Origin of the sequence: Methylibium sp. (assembly GCF_965279545.1) — a bacterium.
Taxonomy (GTDB): domain Bacteria; phylum Pseudomonadota; class Gammaproteobacteria; order Burkholderiales; family Burkholderiaceae_C; genus Methylibium.
On the sequence record NZ_OZ257250.1, the window covers coordinates 3,443,629 to 3,465,174 of the forward strand.

General features: G+C 66.9%; 20 protein-coding genes. 6 read left to right on the forward strand and 14 right to left on the reverse strand.

Annotated elements, in window-relative coordinates; translation table 11 throughout:
* Window positions 1-25: 25 nt before the first annotated feature.
* A complete protein-coding gene (locus ACQY9S_RS16195; protein ID WP_428421013.1) occupies window positions 26-361 on the reverse strand; it encodes a hypothetical protein in 336 nt (111 codons plus the stop codon).
* Between the two features lie 144 nt (window positions 362-505).
* On the opposite strand from ACQY9S_RS16195, the gene tldD reads away from it, so the two are divergent.
* From tldD to ACQY9S_RS16215, 4 genes are all read left to right on the forward strand, one after another.
* Window positions 506-1,969, forward strand: coding sequence for a metalloprotease TldD (tldD, locus tag ACQY9S_RS16200; RefSeq protein WP_428421014.1), 1,464 nt, complete (start codon window positions 506-508; stop codon window positions 1,967-1,969).
* On the forward strand, window positions 1,966-3,204 hold the full coding sequence (locus ACQY9S_RS16205) for a threonine ammonia-lyase (RefSeq protein WP_428421016.1): 1,239 nt from the start codon (window positions 1,966-1,968) through the stop codon (window positions 3,202-3,204). The genes tldD and ACQY9S_RS16205 overlap by 4 nt, the downstream gene beginning before the upstream one ends.
* A gap of 233 nt (window positions 3,205-3,437) precedes the next feature.
* A complete protein-coding gene (locus tag ACQY9S_RS16210) occupies window positions 3,438-4,556 on the forward strand; it encodes a 3-deoxy-7-phosphoheptulonate synthase (protein ID WP_428421018.1) in 1,119 nt (372 codons plus the stop codon).
* A 179-nt stretch (window positions 4,557-4,735) separates the two neighbouring features.
* Window positions 4,736-5,056, forward strand: coding sequence for an EF-hand domain-containing protein (locus tag ACQY9S_RS16215; RefSeq protein WP_428421020.1), 321 nt, complete (start codon window positions 4,736-4,738; stop codon window positions 5,054-5,056).
* A 26-nt stretch (window positions 5,057-5,082) separates the two neighbouring features.
* Here the strand turns inward: ACQY9S_RS16215 and ACQY9S_RS16220 are convergent, their stop codons facing one another.
* The gene (locus ACQY9S_RS16220; protein WP_428421022.1) at window positions 5,083-5,661 is read right to left on the reverse strand and encodes a cob(I)yrinic acid a,c-diamide adenosyltransferase; all 579 of its coding nucleotides are present in this window, start codon (window positions 5,659-5,661) and stop codon (window positions 5,083-5,085) included.
* Window positions 5,662-5,769: 108 nt separating this feature from the next.
* On the opposite strand from ACQY9S_RS16220, the gene ACQY9S_RS16225 reads away from it, so the two are divergent.
* The gene (locus ACQY9S_RS16225) at window positions 5,770-7,185 is read left to right on the forward strand and encodes an FAD-binding oxidoreductase (RefSeq protein WP_428421024.1); all 1,416 of its coding nucleotides are present in this window, start codon (window positions 5,770-5,772) and stop codon (window positions 7,183-7,185) included.
* A gap of 69 nt (window positions 7,186-7,254) precedes the next feature.
* The gene (locus ACQY9S_RS16230; protein WP_428421026.1) at window positions 7,255-7,809 is read left to right on the forward strand and encodes a class I SAM-dependent methyltransferase; all 555 of its coding nucleotides are present in this window, start codon (window positions 7,255-7,257) and stop codon (window positions 7,807-7,809) included.
* 94 nt (window positions 7,810-7,903) lie between these two features.
* Here the strand turns inward: ACQY9S_RS16230 and ACQY9S_RS16235 are convergent, their stop codons facing one another.
* The 12 genes from ACQY9S_RS16235 to mnmG form a co-directional block, all read right to left on the reverse strand.
* The gene (locus tag ACQY9S_RS16235) at window positions 7,904-8,956 is read right to left on the reverse strand and encodes a GGDEF domain-containing protein (protein ID WP_428421028.1); all 1,053 of its coding nucleotides are present in this window, start codon (window positions 8,954-8,956) and stop codon (window positions 7,904-7,906) included.
* A 128-nt stretch (window positions 8,957-9,084) separates the two neighbouring features.
* Window positions 9,085-10,605, reverse strand: a complete 1,521-nt coding sequence (locus ACQY9S_RS16240; protein ID WP_428425782.1) for a SpoVR family protein — start codon at window positions 10,603-10,605, stop codon at window positions 9,085-9,087.
* 145 nt (window positions 10,606-10,750) lie between these two features.
* On the reverse strand, window positions 10,751-12,061 hold the full coding sequence (locus ACQY9S_RS16245) for a YeaH/YhbH family protein (protein ID WP_428421029.1): 1,311 nt from the start codon (window positions 12,059-12,061) through the stop codon (window positions 10,751-10,753).
* Window positions 12,062-12,129: 68 nt separating this feature from the next.
* Window positions 12,130-14,052, reverse strand: coding sequence for a PrkA family serine protein kinase (locus ACQY9S_RS16250; protein ID WP_428421030.1), 1,923 nt, complete (start codon window positions 14,050-14,052; stop codon window positions 12,130-12,132).
* Window positions 14,053-14,435: 383 nt separating this feature from the next.
* A complete protein-coding gene (locus ACQY9S_RS16255) occupies window positions 14,436-15,347 on the reverse strand; it encodes a ParB/RepB/Spo0J family partition protein (RefSeq protein WP_428421031.1) in 912 nt (303 codons plus the stop codon).
* Window positions 15,348-15,408: 61 nt separating this feature from the next.
* Window positions 15,409-15,954: an RBBP9/YdeN family alpha/beta hydrolase gene (locus tag ACQY9S_RS16260; RefSeq protein WP_428421032.1), complete on the reverse strand. Its 546-nt coding sequence runs from the start codon at window positions 15,952-15,954 to the stop codon at window positions 15,409-15,411.
* Between the two features lie 61 nt (window positions 15,955-16,015).
* Window positions 16,016-16,840, reverse strand: a complete 825-nt coding sequence (locus ACQY9S_RS16265; RefSeq protein WP_428421033.1) for a GNAT family N-acetyltransferase — start codon at window positions 16,838-16,840, stop codon at window positions 16,016-16,018.
* 8 nt (window positions 16,841-16,848) lie between these two features.
* Window positions 16,849-17,622: a ParA family protein gene (locus tag ACQY9S_RS16270; RefSeq protein ID WP_428421035.1), complete on the reverse strand. Its 774-nt coding sequence runs from the start codon at window positions 17,620-17,622 to the stop codon at window positions 16,849-16,851.
* Window positions 17,623-17,625: 3 nt separating this feature from the next.
* Entirely contained in the window at window positions 17,626-18,048 is a 423-nt protein-coding gene (locus ACQY9S_RS16275) for a type II toxin-antitoxin system VapC family toxin (RefSeq protein ID WP_428421037.1), read from the reverse strand.
* Window positions 18,045-18,281, reverse strand: a complete 237-nt coding sequence (locus ACQY9S_RS16280) for a type II toxin-antitoxin system Phd/YefM family antitoxin (protein WP_428421039.1) — start codon at window positions 18,279-18,281, stop codon at window positions 18,045-18,047. Before ACQY9S_RS16280 ends, ACQY9S_RS16275 begins: the two co-directional genes overlap by 4 nt.
* A gap of 559 nt (window positions 18,282-18,840) precedes the next feature.
* Window positions 18,841-19,509: a 16S rRNA (guanine(527)-N(7))-methyltransferase RsmG gene (gene rsmG / locus ACQY9S_RS16285; RefSeq protein ID WP_428421041.1), complete on the reverse strand. Its 669-nt coding sequence runs from the start codon at window positions 19,507-19,509 to the stop codon at window positions 18,841-18,843.
* A complete protein-coding gene (mnmG, locus tag ACQY9S_RS16290) occupies window positions 19,506-21,515 on the reverse strand; it encodes a tRNA uridine-5-carboxymethylaminomethyl(34) synthesis enzyme MnmG (RefSeq protein ID WP_428421042.1) in 2,010 nt (669 codons plus the stop codon). Before mnmG ends, rsmG begins: the two co-directional genes overlap by 4 nt.
* Window positions 21,516-21,546: the final 31 nt, after the last annotated feature.

Below are 21,546 nucleotides of genomic sequence, written 5' to 3' on the forward strand. Positions count from 1 at the left end.
CCGCAGCCGGGAGCACCGCGTCGCGTCAGGTCTTGGGCGCAACGACCTGCCGGTCATGCTTCTGGCGCCGGATGTCGTGGCTGGCGCGGTTCTGCATCTTCATCAGGCGCTTGCGCTCGGATGCCGTCACCGTCCCGTCGGACTTGGCGCTGGCTTCGGCCTTGTCGATGTGGGCCTGCTCCTTCTCGAGCCGGTAGGTCTCCTTGGGTGTCAGCGCGCCCGAGCCCACGCCCTGCTGGACACGTTGCTCCTGCCGCTGCTCGCGCTGATCGATGCGCGGCGTGGCGGTTGCGCCCTGGGCGAAGCTGGCAGCGGCGGCGGCCCACAGGGCGGCGCTCAACAGGATCGGGACGGCTTTCATCGTGGATGCTCCTCGTTCAGGCAAAGGTGGGAAGATGCCCACACCCTAGCAACGCCGGGGCCGAGTCGTCGTGCACACGCCGGCCCGACGGATCGGTAAAGATTGGTGAAGCGTGTGACACCCCCTCCTGCCTAGAATCGAAACATGATTTCGCGTGAACCCACCCTCGAACGTCTGGCTGTCGCCCGCCAGGTGTTGCTCGAACCCTTCGGTCTCGACGAAGCCAAGCTCGCCAGCGCCCTGCGCGTGATCGGCGAGCACCGCATCGACGACGCCGACCTCTATTTCCAGTACACGCGCAGCGAGGGCTGGAGCCTCGAGGAAGGCATCGTCAAGAGCGGCAGCTTCGGTATCGACCAGGGCGTGGGGGTGCGCGCCGTGGCCGGCGAGAAGACCGCCTTCGCCTACAGCGACGACATCTCCGAAGCCGCGCTGCTCGACGCGGCGCGCACCGTGCGCACCATCGCCGCATCGGGCACGAGCCGCTCGGTCAAGGTCGGCGGCGCGCCGAAGATCGCCCGCAGCCGCGTGCTGTACACGCCGATGGACCCGATCGCCACGCTCGACAGCACGCAGAAGGTCGCACTGCTGGAGCGGGTCGAGAAAATGGCGCGCGCCCGGGACCCCCGCGTCGTGCAGGTGATGGCGGGCCTGGCCGGCGAGTACGACGTGGTGCTGGTGGCACGCGCCGACGGCACGCTCGCCGCCGACGTGCGCCCGCTGGTGCGTCTGAGCCTCACGGTGATCGCCGAGCAGAACGGCCGCCGCGAGATGGGTTCGGGCGGCGGCGGCGGCCGCTTCGGTCTGGGCTACTTCCAAGACGGTGTGATCGCCGGCTACGTGGACCAGGCCGTCAACGCCGCGCTGACGAACCTCGAGAGCCGTCCCGCACCGGCCGGCGAGATGACCGTGGTGCTCGGTCCGGGCTGGCCCGGGATCCTGCTGCACGAGGCCATCGGCCATGGCCTCGAAGGCGACTTCAACCGCAAGGGCTCCAGCGCGTTCAGCGGCAAGATCGGCAAGCGCGTCGCCGCCAGGGGCGTGACCGTGCTCGACGACGGCACCCTGCCCGACCGGCGCGGCTCGCTGAACGTCGACGACGAGGGCAACGCGAGCCAGCGCAACGTGCTGATCGAGGACGGCATCCTGAAGGGCTACATCCAGGATTCGATGAACGCGCGGCTGATGAAGGTCAAGCCGACCGGCAACGGCCGGCGCGAAAGCTACGCCCACGTGCCGATGCCGCGCATGACCAACACCTACATGCTGGGCGGCGACAAGAGCAAGGACGAGATCGTCGCGAGCATCAAGAAGGGCCTGTACGCCACCAACTTCGGCGGCGGCCAGGTCGACATCACCAGCGGCAAGTTCGTGTTTTCCGCCAGCGAAGCCTTCTGGGTCGAGAACGGCCGCGTCCAGTATCCGGTCAAGGGCGCGACCATCATCGGCAATGGCCCCGACGCACTGACGCGCGTGAAGATGATCGGCAACGACCTGCAGCTCGATACCGGTGTCGGCACCTGCGGCAAGGAAGGCCAGAGCGTGCCGGTCGGTGTCGGCCAGCCGACCTTGCGGATCGACGGGCTGACCGTCGGAGGCACCGCTTGACAGCAGCGGCGTCACCGGCCCCGGTGACCCTGGCCGATGTCGAGGCCGCCGCGCAGCGGCTCGCCGGCCATGTGCTCGACACGCCCTGCGTCGAGTCGAAGACGCTGTCCGAGATCACCGGTGCCCAGGTCTTCCTGAAGTTCGAGAACCTGCAGTTCACCGCCTCCTTCAAGGAGCGCGGCGCGTTGAACAAATTGCTCGCGCTGGTCGCGGCCCGCGATGCCGGCGCCGCGCCGCTGAAGGGCGTGATCACCGCATCGGCCGGCAATCACGCCCAGGGCGTGGCCCACCATGCACAGCGCCTCGGCTTGCGCGCCGTGATCGTGATGCCGCGGCACACGCCGACTGTCAAGGTCGAGCGCACCCGCGGCTTCGGCGCCGAAGTGCTGCTGCACGGCGAGACCTTTGACGAAGCGCGAGTCCACGCCTTGCGCGTCGCCGCAGAGCAGGGCCTGAGCTTCGTGCACCCCTTCGACGACCCGCTCGTGATCGCCGGCCAGGGCACGATCGGTCTGGAGATGCTGCGCGCCCAGCCCACGCTCGACACGCTGGTCGTCGCGGTCGGCGGCGGCGGACTGATCTCCGGCATCGCGACGGCGGCTCGCGCGCTGAAGCCCGACCTGCAGCTCATCGGCGTGCAGACGGTGCGTTTCCCGGCCATGGTCAACGCCGTCAAGGGCACCGCCCACGCGCAGGGCACGAGCACGATCGCCGAGGGCATCGCGGTCGGCGAGCCGGGGCAGATCACGCGCGAGCTGGTGCGCCGTCTGGTCGACGATCTGGTGCTGGTCGACGAGGGCGATATCGAGCACGCGCTGGTGATGCTGCTGGAGATCGAGAAGACGCTGGTCGAGGGCGCCGGCGCCGTCGGCCTCGCGGCGCTGCTGAAGGAGCCCGAGCGCTATGCCGGCCGGCGGGTCGGTCTGGTGCTGTGCGGCGGCAACATCGATCCACTGCTGCTGGCGGCAATCATCGAGCGCGGCATGGTGCGCGCGGGCCGGCTGGCGCGCGTGCGCGTCGACGCCCGCGATGCGCCCGGCGCGCTGGCGCGCATCACCGCCACGGTGGCCGAGGCCGGCGCGAACATCGAGGAGGTGCACCATCAGCGCGCCTTCACCACCTTGTCGGCCCAGAACGCCGAGGTGGAGCTCGTGCTGCAGACGCGCAACCACGCACACATCGACGCCGTGATCGCCGCGCTGCTCGCGCAAGGCTTCGAGGCCACGGCCTACTGAACTCGCCGGGCCGCAGGCCGCTTCCCGCCAAGCCGTGCTACATTTCGCCCCTATGCGCCTCAACGCCTACTTTTTTGCGTACTTTTGGTTCTCGCACCGCCTGGGCGGAGGAGAGGCCAGCGCACCTATGTAAGTAGCGCAAGCCGAATCTCAAACCGCCGGGCCCAACCCGGCGGTTTTTTTTTGACCGCGCACCGCACACACCAGTTCAGACCGCCTCAGGAGAAACATCGATGAATGCCCTGTCCGCCAACGTTCCCGAAGGTTGGGCTGCGCCCGCCGACAAGACCAGCCAGACCGACGATGAACGGATCGAGGACGTGATGCCGCTGCCACCGCCCGAACACCTGATCCGCTTCTTCCCGGTACGCGGCACCGCCGTCGAGGACTTGGTGGCCGGCACCCGGCGCCGCATCCGCGACATCATGCGCGGGACCGATGATCGGCTGCTGGTCATCATGGGGCCGTGCTCGATCCACGATCCGGTGGCAGCGGTCGACTATGCGCGCAAGCTGAAGGCCCAGCGCGACAAGTACGCCGACACGCTGGAGATCGTGATGCGCGTGTACTTCGAGAAGCCGCGCACCACGGTCGGCTGGAAGGGCCTGATCAACGATCCCTACCTCGACGAGAGCTTCCGCATCGACGAAGGCCTGCGCATCGCGCGCCAGCTGCTGCTGGAGATCGGCCGCCTGGGGCTGCCGGCCGGCAGCGAGTTCCTCGATGTGATCTCGCCTCAGTACATCGGCGACCTGATCTCCTGGGGTGCGATCGGCGCACGCACCACCGAAAGCCAGGTGCATCGCGAGCTGGCCTCGGGCATCAGCGCGCCGATCGGCTTCAAGAACGGCACCGACGGCAACATCCGCATCGCCACCGATGCCATCCAGTCCGCCAGCCGGCCGCACCACTTCCTGTCGGTGCACAAGAACGGCCAGGTTGCCATCGTCGAGACGCGCGGCAACACCGACTGCCATGTGATCCTGCGCGGCGGCAAGGCGCCGAACTACGACGCCACCAGCGTCGGCGCGGCCTGCGCGGAGCTGGCCAAAGCCGGATTGCCGGCTTCGCTGATGGTCGACTGTTCGCACGCCAACAGCAGCAAGCAACACCAGAAGCAACTCGACGTGGCGCGCAACATCGCCGACCAGCTGGCCGGCGGCAGCCGCCAGATCTTCGGCGTGATGGTCGAAAGCCATCTGAATGCCGGCGCGCAGAAATTCAGCGCTGGCCGGGACGATCCGGCGCAACTCGCTTATGGCCAGAGCATCACCGACGCCTGCATCGGCTGGGACGACTCGCTGGATGTGCTGGAAGTGCTCAGCACGGCGGTGAAAGCACGGCGCAATTGAACGGAGCCGAGCGCCAGACCTTTCTCTTCAGGGAACAGAAACAAAGTGAGCGCATGCAAACACAAGTAAGCGCTGCGGCCCTCGGGTAACGCGAGCAAGCCTTGGCAAGAACGCTGGCCCTGCCTGACGAGCCGCGCTTGAATGGAGATTCCTTGAACTTCCTGTGAAGGAGAACATCGATGAACCGCTCTCGCACCACCCGCTCCATGCAGGCCCAGGCCCGCCAGATCATCGAGATCACCGTGGCCAGTCTGGCCCTTGCCGGCACGGTGGGTGTCGTCAACGTGGCTCAGGCCCAGACCACACCCACGGCAAAGCCGGCCGATGCCACCGCCCAGGCGGCCTTCAAGCGCGCCGATGTCGACGCCGACAACAAGCTGAGCCCGGCCGAAGCCGCGAAGCTGCCAGCCATCGCCCAGCGTTTCAAGACGCTCGATACCGACAAGGACGGATTCCTCAGCGCAGAGGAGTTCATGGCCAGCGCCAAGGCCGAGCAATGACCGCCGGGGCCGCCTGACGGTCAGCGTCAGTCCGAAGCCGCGAGCTTCGGGCTGCGCCAATAGACGTCGTCGCCGCCCAGGCCGTCGAGGTTGGCACGGTTGAGCACGCGTGCCAGCACGAACAGCAGGTCGCTCAGTCGATTCAGGTACTGGCGCGGCGCGGCGCGCACCGCACCCGCTTCGGCGTTCGCCAGCGCGACCACCGCCCGCTCGGCCCGCCGTGCCACCGTGCGGCCCAGGTGGGCCAGCGCGGCACTGCGCGTGCCGGCCGGCAGGATGAATTCCTTCAGCCGCGGCAGCGCGGCGTTGTGCTCGGCCAGGGCATCGTCAAGTGCGGCCACGGCCTCGTCCTTGAGCAAGGTGTAGCCGGGAATGGACAGCTCGCCCCCGAGGTTGAAGAGCTCGTGCTGGACGGCCACCAACAGCGCACGCAGCGCCTCGGGCAGCGGCTCGCAGAGCAGCACGCCGAGCAGCGAGTTGAGTTCGTCGACGTCGCCCATCGCCTGCACGCGCAGATGGTCCTTGGCCACGCGGGTGCCGTCGCCCAGGCCCGTCGTGCCGTCATCGCCGGTGCGGGTCGCAATCTGTGTCAGTCGGTTTCCCATGTGGCGATGCTAGCGGAGTCCCGCCGGCCCCGCGGCTGGAGCCGGTCCGGTACGCCCGCCTTGTTCCTAGAATGGGCCGTGGTGCTCGAGCCGCCGCGAGGAGACGCGATGAACGCCCCTGTCGAACTGCTGCCCCGGATTGCGCCACGGCCGCTGCCAGCGGCCATGCTCGAAGCGCTGAAGGCGCACTTCGGCACGCGCTGCTCCACGGCGCGCGCGGTGCGCGAACAGCACGGTCGCGACGAATCGCCGTTCGACGTGCCGGCGCCAGATGCCGTCGTCTACGCGACGAGCAACGAGGACGTGGTCGCCGTCGTTGCACTGGCGCAGGCGCACGGCGTGCCCGTGATCCCGTTCGGCGTCGGCTCCTCGCTCGAAGGTCATCTGCTGGCCGTGCAAGGCGGTGTGAGCATCGACCTGTCGCGCATGAACCGGGTTCTTCACCTCCATCCCGAGGACCTGACCGTCACGGTGCAGGCCGGCGTGACGCGCAGGCAGCTCAACGACGCGCTGCGCCACGAGGGCCTGTTCTTTCCGATCGACCCCGGTGCCGACGCCACGCTCGGCGGCATGAGTGCCACCCGCGCGAGCGGCACGAACGCGGTGCGCTACGGCACGATGCGAGAGAACGTGCTCGGCCTGGCCGTGGTCACCGCGAGCGGCGAGCTGGTTCACACCGGCACGCGGGCGCGCAAATCCTCGGCCGGCTACGACCTGACGCGCCTGTTCGTCGGCAGCGAAGGGACGCTCGGCATCCTGACCGAGATCACCCTCAGGCTCTACCCGTTGCCGGAAGCCGTCAGCGCCGCGGTCTGCCATTTCCCGAGCATCGATGCCGCGGTGCGCAGCACCATCCAGATCATCCAGATGGGCGTGCCGATTGCGCGCTGCGAGCTGCTCGACATCCATGCCGTGCGGGCCGTCAACGCGCACGACCATCTCGGCCTGCGCGAAGCGCCGATGCTGCTGATGGAGTTCCATGGCAGTCCGAGCGGTGTGCAAGAACAGGCCGAGACGGTGCAGCAGATCGCCAGCGACCTGGGCGGTGAAGGCTTCCAGTGGGCCACCACCCCGGAGGAGCGCACGCGGCTGTGGACGGCACGCCACCACGCGTACTTCTCGGCCCTGCAAACGCGTCCCGGCTGCCGCGCCGTGACCACCGACACCTGCGTACCGATCTCGCGCCTGGCGGAGTGCATCAACGACACCGTGGCCGAGGTCGACGCGAGCGGGATTCCCTATTTCATCGTCGGCCACGTCGGCGACGGCAACTTCCATGTCGGCTACCTGATCGATCCGACCGCACCGGACGAACGGGGCACTGCCGAGCGCCTGAACCGGCAACTGGTCGCCCGCGCGCTGCGGCTCGAGGGCACCTGCACCGGCGAGCACGGCATCGGCCTGCACAAGATGGGCTTCCTGCTCGACGAGGCCGGCGCGAACGGCGTGGCACTGATGCGCCAGATCAAGCACGCTCTCGATCCGCACAACATCATGAACCCGGGCAAGATCTTCACATGGTGAAGCGCCCGGCCACGACACCTGCTTGCGAAGGCACACGCCTGCGCGCCAACGGCTGAGGTACACCGACTCATGAACACCACGGCCTTCGTCGCGCTGGCACTGGCTCGTCCCGGACTCGTCGGCGCCGTAGCGCCGTCGTCTCGCCGCCTGGCGCGCGCCATGGCGGCGCAGGTCGGCGAAGCCGATGCGCTGATCGAGCTCGGCGCCGGCACCGGCGCCGTGACCTCGGCGCTGCGGCACGCTGCTCCCACGACGCCACTGCTCGCCGTCGAACTGCAAGCCAATCTCGCGGCGGGCCTTCAGCAGCGCTTTCCCGACGTCGAGGTGGCCTGCGCAGCCGCCCACGAGGTGCTGGCCCAGCACCCGCAGGCGCCCGCCGACACGGTGCTGGTCTCTTCACTGCCGTTTCGCAGTCTGCCCGAACCCCTGCGCAGCACGACATTGAGGGCGCTGCTTCACTTCATCGAAACGCACCCGAAGCGCCGCCTGGTGCAGTACACCTACCAGCCGCGCGCGCCCTTCGAGTTGCCAGCGCACTGCCCGCTGCGCTGGTCGCTGCGCGAAGTGGTATGGCGCAACCTGCCGCCGGCCGGTGTCTGGGTGCTGCGCAGCGCGGCAGACTAGGTAACCCCGGCTGCGGCAGCCACCCCTCGCACCGGTCTGAGCGTGCTCGGATGGACCGGCTCTGACGCTGCACTCGTCCAGCCGCTCTCCTGGCTCACTCCAGACACAACTCCACGCAGTTGCGGCCCTGGGCCTTGGCGTGCGTGAGGCCGCGGTGGGCGCGCCGGCTGAGAGCACTCGGCTCGACATCGGCGCCATGCGCTGCCACGGCGACGCCGATGCTGGCGGTCAGCGGTTCGACCGCCCACGGCAGCGCAGCCAACGCACTGCGCATGCGCTCAGCCACCGCCAGCGCGCCACCCGGGTCGGTGGACGGCATCAGCACGCTGAACTCGCCCGCACCGCAATGCGCCAGCACATCGTGGCCGCGCAATTCCCCCTCGAGGCCACGGGCCGCCTGCTGCAGTGCCTCGTCGCCAAGCGAGTGGCCGTGCACATCGTTGAAGTGCTTGAAGTGATCGAGATCGATGGCCAGCAAGGCCAGGCTGCCGCCATGTCGGCTCCAGCGCGCCCATTCCTGAGCAAGCCGACGCTCGAAAGCCGAGCGGTTCCACAGTCCGGTGACCTCGTCGGTGTTGCCCTGCAGGTCCAGCAAGGCATTGGCACGCCGCAGTTCGAGTTGGGCGACCGCCTGAGCAGCCAACAGGCGCAGCGCCTGTTGCTGGCGTGACGACAGGCTGCGCGAGGCGCGATCCAGCACACACAGGCTGCCGACGGCCCAGCCCTGCGGCGTGACCAGCGGCGCACCGGCATACAGGCGCCAGCCGCCGGCGGCGCCCAGCGCCGGGTGCGCGGCGAAGCGCGGATCGCCGGCCGGGTCGGCCTGCAGCGGGCGATCGCCCGCCAGTTCGATCACCTGCGCACAGGGGGCATGGGTGCGCGGCGCACTGTCGCAGTCGCAATCACCATCGAAGCCGGTTCGCGCCTTGAACCACAGGCGATCGCGATCGACCAGCGAGATCAGCGACGCCTGGGTACCGCAGATGCAAGCGGCCAGTTCGGTGATCGCGTCGAAGGCCGGCTCCGCGCCCGTCTCCAGAACACCATAGCGGTACAGCGCGGCGAGACGCTGCGACTCCGCCTCGGCCAGCGGCATGGTGGCGCACCACCGCGACCCGGCAGCCGTTTCAGTGAGGACCTCGGTCATGAGCAGTCTCCTCCAAGCGCTTGCGCTGCCACGTCGGCAAGCTTGCCTTCACGCGACGCCGGCACTGCGCGCGGCGTCACCCCGGAATCACTCGATACGACCCGCCGCGTGAATGTGTGTCGCGCCGCTCAGTTCGGCGGCGCCGGCACCGTCCACTTCCTGGTGACCTCGCCCGCGCTGTCGGCACTCTCGAGGTGCACGTCGAAACCCCACAGTCGGGCCACGTGCTTGAGCACCTCGGTCGTCTGGTCGTTCAGGGGGCGGTCGTTGTGCTGGGTGTGTCGCAGCACCAGGGAGCGGTCACCGCGAAGGTTGACGTTCCAGACCTGGATGTTGGGTTCGCGCTGCCCGAGGTCGTACTGGTGCGACAGCGCCTCGCGCAAGCGCTGGTAGCCGGACTCGTCGTGGATCGCCGAGATCTCGAGTTCGGACTCCTGCTCATCGTCGACCACCGCGAACAAACGCAGCTCGCGCATCAGACGCGGCGACAGGTACTGGCCGACGAAGCTCTCGTCCTTGAAATTGCGCATCGCGTGATCGAGCGTGACGAGCCAGTCGGCGCCCGCGATCTCCGGGAACCAGTGACGGTCTTCCTCGGTCGGCTGTTCGCAGATGCGCTTGATGTCGGTGTACATCGCGAAGCCCAGCGCATAGGGGTTGATGCCGCTGTAGGCCGGATGACCGACCGGCGGCTGGTAGATCACGTTGGTGTGCGACTTCAGCCACTCGACCATCATGCCGTCGGCCAGGTGACCGTTGTCGTACATCGTGTTGAGCAGGCGGTGGTGCCAGAAGGTGGCCCACCCTTCGTTCATGACCTGGGTCTGGCGCTGCGGATAGAAATACTGCGCGACCTTGCGCACGATGCGCACGACCTCACGCTGCCAGGGCTCGAGCAGCGGCGCGTTCTTCTCGATGAAGTACAGCAGGTTCTCCTGCGGCTCGGCCGGGTAGCGCTGAGCATTGGATTCCTCGGTGGCGGGCTCCGCACGCCGCGGCAGCGTGCGCCACATGTCGTTGACCTGCTGTTGCGCGTAGGCCTCCCGTTCGGTGCGTCGTGTCTGCTCCTGGGCCAGCGACAGCTTGGTCGGGCGGCGGTAGCGGTCGACGCCGTGGTTCATCAGCGCATGGCAGCTGTCGAGCAGGTCTTCCACCGCGTCGAGGCCGCGACGCTCCTCGCATTCGGCGATGTAGTTCTTCGCATAGACGAGGTAGTCGATGATCGACGACGCATCGGTCCACATGCGAAACAGGTAGTTGCCCTTGAAGAAGCTGTTGTGCCCGTACGCCGCGTGAGCGATCACCAGCGCCTGCATCGCCAGCGAGTTCTCCTCCATCAGGTAGCTGATGCAGGGGTTGGAGTTGATGACGATCTCATAGGCCAGGCCCATGTGGCCGCGGCGGTAGTTCTTCTCGGTGGCGATGAACTCCTTGCCGTAGCTCCAGTGGCGGTAGTTCACGGGCATGCCGACCGACGCGTAGGCATCCATCATCTGCTCGGCGGTGATGATCTCCAACTGGTTCGGATAGGTGTCCAGGCCGTAGCTCCTGGCCGTCTCGCGGATCACGTCGTGGTATTGGTCGATCAGCTCGAAAGTCCAGTCGCTGGAACTCGGCAGCCGCGCAGTGGCACGCGGTCGCGCAACCATATCGCTCGCGGCGCGCACGCGGGGAACCACCGGGACATCCGCTTCGGTGAAAAGGTCGGGCGTCGCGGCCGACGCGGCTTCTTGCTTGCGTGTCATGACGACTCCTTGCGCCGCCGCAGCGCCCGTTCGCGGCGCTCCCGACCAGTCATGTTGCGCCTTCCTTCTTGAACAGTTCACGGAAGACGGGATAAATCTGCGACGGTTCGAGCACCTTGCGCATCGCAAAATGGGGGTGCGCCTCGGCAACCTGAGCGTACTCCTCCCACAGGTTCTGCTCCGGCTCGGCCACCTGCACATAGGCGAAGTAGCGGCACAGCGGCATGAGCTGCGTGGACACGATCTCGCGGCAGCGCCCACTGTCGTGATGCCAGTTGTCGCCGTCGCTGGCCTGGGCACCGTAGATGTTCCATTCGCTGGTCGGGTAGCGCGCCCGGATGATCTCCTCCATCAGCACCAGCGCGCTCGACACCACCGTGCCGCCGGTCTCGGTGGAGTGGAAGAAGCCCTCCTCGTCGACTTCCTGCGCCTGCGTGTGGTGGCGGATGAAGACCAGATCGATGCGCTCGTAGTGGCGCGTCAGGAACAGGTAGAGCAGGATGAAGAAGCGCTTGGAGAGGTCCTTGCGCGCTTCGTCCATCGATCCCGACACGTCCATCAAGCAGAACATCACGGCTTTGGTGGTCGGAACCGGCACCTTGATGCGGCTGCGGTAGCGCAGGTCGATCGGATCGAGATAGGGGATGCGCGCGACCTTCTGGCGCAGCAACTCGATGCGGGCCTCGAGGTCCTTGATCTCTCGCTGGCGCAGCCCATACCCGGGATCGAGGTCGACCCAGCCGCTGTCGAGCCGGGCATGCTTCTTCAGACTCGCGAGTTGCGCCTCGAGGTGGCGCAACTCGCGCCGCGCCTCGGCACCGAGCGCGATGCGCCGCCCGATCGCGCCGCGCATCGAGCGCACCACGTGCAGGTTGCTTTGCGTGCCATCGCTGGTGAAGCCGGCACGCTGGCTCTTGTACTCGGGCGTCTCGGCGAGCTGGGTCTTCACCAGGTTGGGCAGCGCCAGGTCGTCGAAGAAGACCTGCATGAACTCTTCCTTGGTGAGGTGGAAGACGAAATCGTCGTCCCCCTCACCCGAATCGCTTGCCTGCGAGCCGCCGCCCTGCCCGCCACCGCCTTCCGGTCGCTTGACGCGGTCGCCGCGCACGTACTCCTTGTTGCCCGGGTGCACCATCTCGCGCTTGCCGCCGGACCCGTGCCCGAACAGCGGCTCGGAGACGTCGCGCTTGGGCAGGGTGATGTCCTCGCCCTGCTCGATGTCCCGGACACCCCGGCCGCTGACCGCCTTGCGCACGGCTTCGCGGATCTGCGTCTTGTGGCGGCGCAGGAAGCGCTCGCGGTTGCCAATGGACTTGTTCTTGCCTGCGAGCCTGCGATCGATGATCTGCTGAAGCGCCATGCGTGTTGCTCGATGTGAAGGTCGCGGTCAGCGCTCGGGGCGCCGCCGCACGCGTCTCGGGACCATCATCAGGAACTCTTTCTCACGCGCAGGTACCACTCGCACAGCAGGCGCACCTGCTTGGGCGTGTAGCCCTTCTGCACCATGCGGTTGACGAAATCCTCGTGCTTCTTCGCCTCGTCGGCGCTGGCCTTGGCGTTGAAGCTGATCACCGGAAGCAACTCCTCGGTGTTCGAGAACATCTTCTTCTCGATCACCGTGCGCAGCTTCTCGTAGCTCGTCCACAGCGGGTTGTTGCCTGCGTTGTTGGCACGCGCGCGCAACACGAAATTGACGATCTCGTTGCGGAAGTCCTTCGGGTTCGAGATGCCGGCCGGTTTCTCGATCTTCTCGAGTTCGCCGTTCAGCGAGCCACGGTCGAACACCTCGCCCGTGTCGGTGTCGCGGTACTCCTGGTCCTGGATCCAGTAGTCGGCGTAGGTGACGTAGCGGTCGAAGATGTTCTGACCGTACTCGGAATAGCTCTCCAGGTAGGCCGTCTGGATCTCCTTGCCGATGAATTCGGCGTAGCGCGCCGCCAGGAACTCCTTGATGAAACCGAGGTATTTCTGCTCGGTCTCGGTGGGGAACTGCTCGCGCTCGATCTGCTGCTCGAGCACGTACATCAGGTGCACCGGATTCGCGGCGATCTCGCTCGAGTCGAAGTTGAAGACCTTCGACAGGATCTTGAACGCGAAGCGTGTCGAGACGCCGCTCATGCCTTCGTCGACGCCGGCGTAGTCGCGGTACTCCTGATAGCTCTTGGCCTTGGGGTCGGTGTCCTTCAGGCTCTCGCCGTCGTAGACCAGGGCCTTGCTGAACAGCGACGAGTTCTCGGGCTCCTTCAGCCGCGACAGCACCGCGAACTGGGCCATCATCTTCAGCGTCCCCGGCGCGCACTTCGCTTCGCTCAGCGACGAGCCGCGGATCAGCTTGTCGTAGATCTTCACCTCTTCGCTGATGCGCAGGCAGTACGGCACCTTGACGATGTAGATGCGGTCGAGGAAGGCCTCGTTGTTCTTGTTGTTGCGGAAGGTCTTCCACTCGCTCTCGTTGCTGTGCGCGAGGATGATGCCGTCGAAGGGGATCGCGCCGAAGCCTTCGGTGCCCTTGTAGTTGCCTTCCTGGGTCGCGGTCAGTAGCGGGTGCAGCACCTTGATCGGCGCCTTGAACATCTCGACGAATTCGAGCAGCCCTTGGTTGGCCAGGCACAGCCCGCCCGAGTAGCTGTAGGCGTCAGGATCGTCCTGGGCATAGGTCTCGAGCTTGCGGATGTCGACCTTGCCGACCAACGAGCTGATGTCCTGGTTGTTCTCGTCGCCTGGCTCGGTCTTGCTGACGCCGACCTGCTTCAGGATCGACGGATGGCGCTTGACGACCTTGAACTGGCGGATGTCGCCACCGTACTCGTCGAGCCGCTTCACCGCCCAGGGGCTGAGGATGCGGTTCAGGTAGCGCGCCGGGATCCCGTACTCCTTCTCGAGGATCGGGCCGTCTTCCACCGCATCGAACAGGCCGAGCGGCGATTCGTTCACCGGGGAGCCCTTGATCGCGTAGAACGGCACGTCCTGCATCAGCTGCTTGAGCCGCTCGGCGATCGAGCTCTTGCCGCCGCCGACCGGGCCGAGCAGGTAGAGGATCTGCTTGCGCTCCTCTAGGCCCTGCGCGGCGTGCCGGAAGTAGGACACGACCTGCTCGATCGCGTCTTCCATGCCGTAGAACTCGGCGAAGGCCGGGTAGCGCTTGATCACCTTGTTCGCGAACAGCCGCGACATGCGCGGGTCGTTGCGGGTGTCCAACAGCTCGGGTTCGCCAATGGCCTTGAGCATGCGCTCGGCCGCCGTGGCGTAAGCCACCGGCTCGCGCCGGCAGATGTCGAGGTACTCCTCGAGCGTGAATTCTTCCTCGCGACTGCGCTCGTAGCGCGCCGCAAAGCTGCTGATCACATCCATCACATCCTCCGTTCCATGTTCAGGAGGCGGCGTCGCCACGTGGTCGGCCTGCCATCGGGGTTCGAGGTCTGGCCACTGTGCAGTGCAGCGCTGCCTGCGGTTTATCGATCAAGCGGTCTCGACGATCATGCATCCTCGCGGTTCGTGGCGCCAGCAATACAGGGCGCTTTCCCGGTCAATTGCAAGAATGTCATCCTGCAACCGGCTCTGCAAATAGCATGCCCCTTTCCGGCGCAATCCGCCAGTCGTCGCGTGGGAGCCCTGCAAGCCGGATGTGGTTCCCCGTTCGACCAGCAATTGCGCATGACCGTTCAACGCACGAGCCCGGCGCCGGTTCACCGTCCGGCGCGTGGCGGCATCAGTAGCGCGCAGCGGCGACGGCGTCAGCCGGCCGCTGAGCCACGCAGCTTGTCGAGCAAGCCCGACAGTTCGTCGAGCGAGCCAAAAGCGATCGCGACCTCGCCCTGCTCGCCGCGCTTGCTGCGCTTCTTGACGCGGATCTCGACCGCAGCCGTCAGCCGATCGGCCAGCTCTTCCTCCAGGCGCACGATATCGCGCGACTTGGCCTGCTTGCCGCGCAGTAGCTGGGTCTGGCGCCCGCCAGCGGTGGCGCGGGCCACCAGCTTCTCGGCGTCGCGCACCGTCAGCTTCTTCGCGGCGATCTCGTGCGCCGCGGTGATCTGCTGGGCCCGCTCGAGCACCAGCAAGGCACGCGCATGCCCCATGTCGAGGTCGCCGGCCATCAGCATCTGCTGCACCGGCTCGGCCAGGTTCAGCAGCCGCAGCAGGTTGCTGGCGGCGCTGCGCGAGCGTCCGACCGCCTGCGCCGCCTGCTCGTGCGTCAGACCGAACTCGTCCGTCAGCCGCTTGAGGCCCTGCGCTTCCTCGAGCGGATTCAGGTCTTCACGCTGCATGTTCTCGATCAGCGCCATGACCGCGGCCGACTCGTCGGACACGTTCTTCACCAACACCGGCACCTCGCTCAGGCCGGCCAGCTTGGCGGCACGGCTGCGGCGCTCGCCAGCGATGATCTCGTAGCGCCCCTGTTTCGCGTCACCGACGGGGCGCACCAGGATCGGCTGCATCACGCCCTGGCTCTTGATGCTTTCGGCCAGCTCGTACAGCGAACCCTCGTCCATGCGCGTGCGTGGCTGGTACTTGCCGGACTGCAGCTGGGTGAGCTTCAGGGTCGTGGGCAAGCCGTCGCCGCTACCCGGCACCGGTGCGTCTTGCGCCTTGGGCCCGAGCAGCGCTTCAAGGCCGAGGCCGAGGCCTTTGGGTTTTTTGGTGACCATGCGCCCCATTCTCCCCGACCCGACGCCGCACATCATGGCCTGCGCGCGGCTTTCGGTACGCTCAGGTCGAGCGCAGCGCCGTCAGCAGCAGATGACCCTCGTCCCAGCTGCCCAGCCCCGACTCGCCATTGAGGTGCCCCAGCGCGCCGGCCACCACCAGGGTCGCCCCCCAGTCCTGCGCCATCGTGCCGGCGCGCCGCAGCGTGCAGTAGGGGTCGTCGGCGCTGATCACCATCGTGGCACGGAACGGCAGGTGCTGGCGAGGCACGGGCCGCCAGGAGTGCAGCTGCGGTGGCATGTCCTCGCGCTCCGTGTCGGGCGGTGCCACCATCAGCGCGCCGCGCACGCGACTGCCATGCCGGGTGTGCGCCGCCCAGGCGGCCACGAGCTGGCAGCCCAGGCTGTGCGCCACCAGCCAACACGGCCGATCGGCAGCGAGCAGCACCTCCTCCAGGCGCGCCATCCAGTCACCGCGCCGTGGCCGCTGCCAGTCGTCCTGTTCAACCCGCATGTAGCCATAGCGCTGTTCCCACAACGTCTGCCAATGCGATGCACCGGAGTTCTGCCAACCTGGCAGTAGCAGGACGGGGGACGGCGCGTCATTCATGCTGTACGGAGTGCGGTCTGTGGCAGCTGAGGCTTGCGCGAACGGCCGCCGCGCAGCACCCTCACGCAACGATCGGGCCCGGGCTGCGGTAGTGATAGGCGTAGCCATCGACGAAGCCGAGTCGCCGGTACACGCGACGCGCCGGTCCATTGTCGGCCTCGACCTGCAGGTAGGCGGTCCGCGCGCCACGCCGGCAAGCCGTCGCCAGCAGATGACGGCAGAGCAGACCCGCCAACCCCTGCCGTCGGCCGGCTGGCGCGGTGAACACGTCGTAGAGCCCCACCAGATCGTCCTCGAGAGCGATCTGGCCACAGGCCAGCAGCTCCCCATCGCGCCGCAGCAGCATGCCCACGCAGGACACCGGCGCGCTGTGCAGGCGGTCCGCGTGCGCTTGTCGCTGCGCCAGCGGCGAGCCGCGCAGTCCTCCCACCGCGTCGGCAAAAGCCGCAGGGCCGGGCAACTCCAGCCTGCATCCGGCAGGCAGCGGAGGCAGCAGCGGCACGGACAAGGCCGTTCGTATCATCACCTGGGTGTCATCGAAGCGCACGAAGCCACGCGCTTCGAGTTCGCCGTCGAGCGTCGACGGCTGGGTGAATGGGGTGATACGCACGATGAAGGGCAAGCCCCTGGCCTCGAAGGCGGCCTGAGCCCGCTGCAGCAGTTCGTCCAGCGGCAGCTGGCCGACGCCCAGCGCATTGACACAGCGCGCACGCTTGGCCTTGCCCGGCGACAACCTCAGCACCCACCCGCCCAGCAGCCGCTGCTGCGGCGGGGCAGAGGCGTTGAGCCCGGCGTCCTCGATGCGCGCCAGCAACTGGGAGCACAAGCCAGGAGTCTCGCCACCATCCTGCGGCGCGAGCGGCGGGGTGGTGAGGGGGTCGCCCACCGCACCTCTCAGCGCAGGGTCGCGATGCGCGCCACCATCTCGCCCGCGAACTGGACGAAAGCCTGCGCGCCCTTCGACTGCGGGTCGAACACAACGCCCGGCAGTCCGTAACTCGGTGCCTCGGCGAGGCGCACGTTGCGCGGGATCACGGTGTCGAACACCTTGTTGCCGAAGTGCGCCTTGAGCTGCTCGCTGACCTGCTGCTGCAAGGTGATGCGTGGATCGAACATCACGCGCAGCAGGCCGATGATCTGCAGCTCCGGGTTGAGGTTCGCGTGCACCTGCTTGATGGTGTTGACCAGGTCGGACAGGCCCTCGAGCGCGAAGTACTCGCACTGCATCGGCACCACCACGCCGTGCGCCGAGCACAGGCCATTGAGCGTGAGCAGGCTCAAGGACGGCGGGCAGTCGATCAGCACGAAGTCGTATTCGCCGTCGATACCGGCCAATGCCGTCTTGAGCCGCTGGTCGCGTCGTTCGAGCGCGACCAGTTCGACCTCGGCGCCGGCCAGTTCGCGGTTCGATCCGAGCACGTCGTAGCCGCCTTTCTCCGAGCGCCGGCGCGCCTCGGCGACCGAGGCCGATTCGAGCAACACATCGTAGATCGACAGCTCGAGCGTGCGCTTGTCGATGCCCGAGCCCATGGTCGCGTTGCCCTGGGGATCGAGATCGACGACGAGCGTGCGCTGGCCGATCTGCGCCAGGCCGGCCGCCAGGTTGACGGTGGTGGTGGTCTTGCCGACACCCCCTTTTTGGTTCGCGATGCAGAAGATCTTGGCCATGGCTCAGTCGCCCAGGGCGACGCGGACACCCATTGCGCGCGCGGCACGGCTCAGGGCGGGATCCAGCGTCGCGAGCGGCAGGCTGCGACGCCGGGCGAGGTCGAGGTAGAGCGCGTCGCAGGTGCTGAGGCTGCGGTCGCGCGCCAGTTCGAGCACCTCATGCCGCACACGTGGCGGCACGTCGGCTTCGGTCTCGATCGGCAGTTCATCGAGCAAGGCCACGATTTCCGTCACGCGCTCCATTGTGGTGCATCCACGTCGCTCTGCGAGCAGCAACAGTTGCGCGATCTCGGCATGCCAGATCGACGGCACCACCGCACCGTGCCGCGCCACGTCACGCGCCAGTTCACATGAGGCCTGGGTCTGTTCGTCGGAAAACAACCAGGACAGCGTCGCCGACGCGTCGAGCACGATGGCCGGAATCAACGCCGCCCCTCGTCACGCAAGGCCTTCCAGTCGAGCCCGAGCACCTGGTCCCGCCCGATCTGCAGCAACCGCTCGACGGCGGCCTGAGCATCGGACACCCGTGCCACCGGCATCAGACGCGCAACCGGCCGACCGTGACGGGTGATCACGATTTCTTCACCGCGCTCCACGCGCTCGAGCAAAGCGGACAAATGAGTCTTTGCCTCGAAAGCTCCGACAACAGTGGACAACATTTCGCACCCATTTCAACCAGTTCTTCAACTGGTTGAATTTTCCGTGGCGTGAGCGTTCAGGTCAAGGTCAGCGAACTCTCGGCTGCCGTTGCCTCGAACAGGGCTCTCACAGGCGGCGTAACGGTTTCGGCAATACAACGGAAACGTCCAACACGGCGCGGCTCTCGCCTCGTCTGCGTCGGTCACCCAGCGAACCAGAAGCCGCGGATCACGGGCGGGGAGCACGACCGCTTGTGACTGGAGATCGCGGCTGGCGCTTGTCATCGCCAAGCCGGATGCAGCATGCGCGCTACCATGGAGCTCCTCCAGCTTCCCCCAATCGACACCAGCTCAGAACCTCGATGCGACCGTCCTCGGAGGGGCAGTACGCGCCTTGGCGTCGCCGACCCACTGTCCGACGGGAAGCAGTTCATTCCGAGTCACTGGGCAGCAAATCGTCCCACCGACCGCAACATCCTGCTCGCCGGCGCTTTCTGGCAGCGCGCTCCACGGCACCAACTGCAGCCGTGATCGCAAGACCGAGAATCAGCAGACCGACGGGCCGAGGAGAGCATGCACATCAATCATCCTTTCGACACATCCACACGATGCAGCGCTCGGCGTCTAGCCCGGGCACGCGCAGTGGTTCCACGTGAAACATCTCGACCGCCGGCGGGAGTGCGGCAATCTCGTCGTCCGGCACCTGCCCCTTCATGGCCATCCACACCCCACCGGGCGCCAGCACGGATTCCGTCAGCACGACGAAGTCTGCGAGCGACGCAAAAGCGCGCGACGTGACAACTTGATAGCTCTTCGCCGTCAGCGATTCGACCCGGGCATGCAGCGCCGAGAATCTTCGCAGCCCCAGCTCGGCCGCCACCTGTCGAACGAAACTGGCTTTCTTCGCCACCGCATCGACACAGCTCACCGCCACCTCGGGGCAGGCAACCGCAATTGCCACTCCCGGCAGCCCGGCCCCACTGCCCACGTCCAGGAGCGAGATGGCGCCGCCGCCGGTGTGGCGGCGCAACGGTTGGACGACCGCCAGACTGTCGAGCAGATGCTGGGTCAACATCTGAGCCGGATCCCGCACTGCCGTCAGGTTGTAGACCCGGTTCCACCGGGCGATGAGCGCCAGGTGCTGAAGCAGCTGGCGCTGTTGATCCTTGCTCAGTGCCAGGCCCAGTACGTCAACCCCTTCCCGCAGCCCGACCGCCAGCCGCTCGTCGTCAGCCGGTGCGGACGTCATGCCGCGGCACTGCTTCGTTCTGCCCCGTCGGTGCCGAAGCCTTTATGACGTCCCTTTTTCAGATGAATCAGCAACAAGGAAATGGCAGCGGGCGTCACACCCGATATCCGAGCGGCCTGGCCCAGCGTCTCTGGACGCTGCGCTTGCAGCTTCTGACGCACCTCGTGACTCAGAGCCGGAACTTGCCGGTAGTCCAAGGACTCGGGCAATCTCAGATCCTCGTACTGCGCCGCACGTTCGACCTGCTCGTTCTGCTTGTCGATATAGCCCGCGTACTTCGTTGCGATTTCCAGCTGCTGGATCACGGCATCCGCCAATGCCACACCCAGCTCGCACCGCAAGGTCTCTCGCGACCAGGCCACCGTTGCCGGCCCTGCGTCGTCCTCCACCGCGAGGCTGCGCTGCACATCGGCGGCGATCCGAGCCACTTCTGTCACGGCATCGAAGTCAACACCGGGCCGGCGCAGCAAATCGACCAGCGCGTACTCATGCTCCAGCGCCTTGCCAACCAGGCGCTCGGCATCCGGGGCCGGCAGGATGGACGGATTCACCCAGGTCGACCTGAGCCGTCCTGTTTCACGTGAAACAGCATCACGCTTGCGGTTGAATGCATCCCAGCGCGCGTCGTCGACCAGACCCATCTCGCGCCCCGTATCGGTGAGCCGCAGGTCGGCGTTGTCCTCGCGCAGCTGCAGGCGGAACTCGGCGCGACTGGTGAACATGCGGTAGGGCTCGGTCACGCCTTTCGTGATCAGGTCATCGACCAGCACGCCCAGATAGGCTTGGTCACGCCTCGGCATCCAGGCGTCTCGCCCCTGCACCTGCCGCGCCGCGTTCACGCCGGCGAACAGGCCCTGCGCGGCGGCCTCCTCGTAGCCGGTCGTGCCGTTGATCTGTCCGGCGAAGAACAGACCGCCGATCTCCCGGGTTTCGAAACTCGACCTCAAGCCGCGGGGATCGAAATAGTCGTACTCGATCGCGTAGCCGGGACGCAGGATGTGGGCGCGCTCCAGCCCCGGCATCGAGTGCAAAGCGGCCAGCTGGATGTCGAACGGCAAGGAAGTCGAAATGCCGTTCGGGTAGAACTCGTGGGTCGTCAGGCCTTCCGGCTCCAGAAAGATCTGGTGCGAATCCTTGTCGGCGAAACGATTGACCTTGTCTTCGATGCTGGGGCAATAGCGCGGGCCCACGCCTTCGATCACGCCGGTGAACATCGGGCTGCGGTCGAAGCCGCTGCGGATGATCTCGTGCGTGCGCTCGGTCGTGTGCGTGATCCAGCACGGCAGCTGCCGCGGATGCCCCACTGCATCACCCATGAAACTGAACACCGGCACCGGATCCAGATCGCCCGGCTGTTCTGCGAGCCGGCCGAAGTCGATCGTGCGCCCATCGATGCGCGGCGGCGTCCCGGTCTTCAGCCGTCCCTGCGGCAACTTCAGCTCCTTCAGTCGCGCCGACAGGCTCAGCGCCGGCGGATCGCCGGCGCGCCCGGCGCTGTAGTTCTGCAGGCCCACGTGGATCTTGCCATCGAGGAAGGTTCCTGCCGTGAGCACCACCGTCTTGCTACGAAAGCGAACGCCCACTTGCGTTATAGCCCCGACAACACGGTCTCCCTCCACCATCAAGTCGTCGACGGCCTGCTGGAACAACCAGAGATTCTCCTGGTTCTCCAGGCGCCGGCGGATCGCTGCCTTGTAGAGGATCCGGTCGGCCTGGGCGCGGGTGGCACGCACGGCCGGGCCCTTGGAGCCGTTCAAGATGCGGAACTGGATGCCCGCCTCGTCCGTCGCGAGCGCCATGGCGCCGCCGAGCGCATCGATCTCCTTGACCAGGTGGCCTTTGCCGATGCCGCCGATCGATGGGTTGCAGCTCATCTGCCCCAGGGTCTCGATGTTGTGCGTCAGCAGCAGCGTCGCACACCCCATCCGCGCAGCGGCGAGCGCCGCCTCGGTGCCGGCGTGGCCGCCACCGACGACGATCACGTCGAATTCTTGGGGATAAAGCATCGGAGGCTTTCTGGGCCGCAGCCGGCCACCA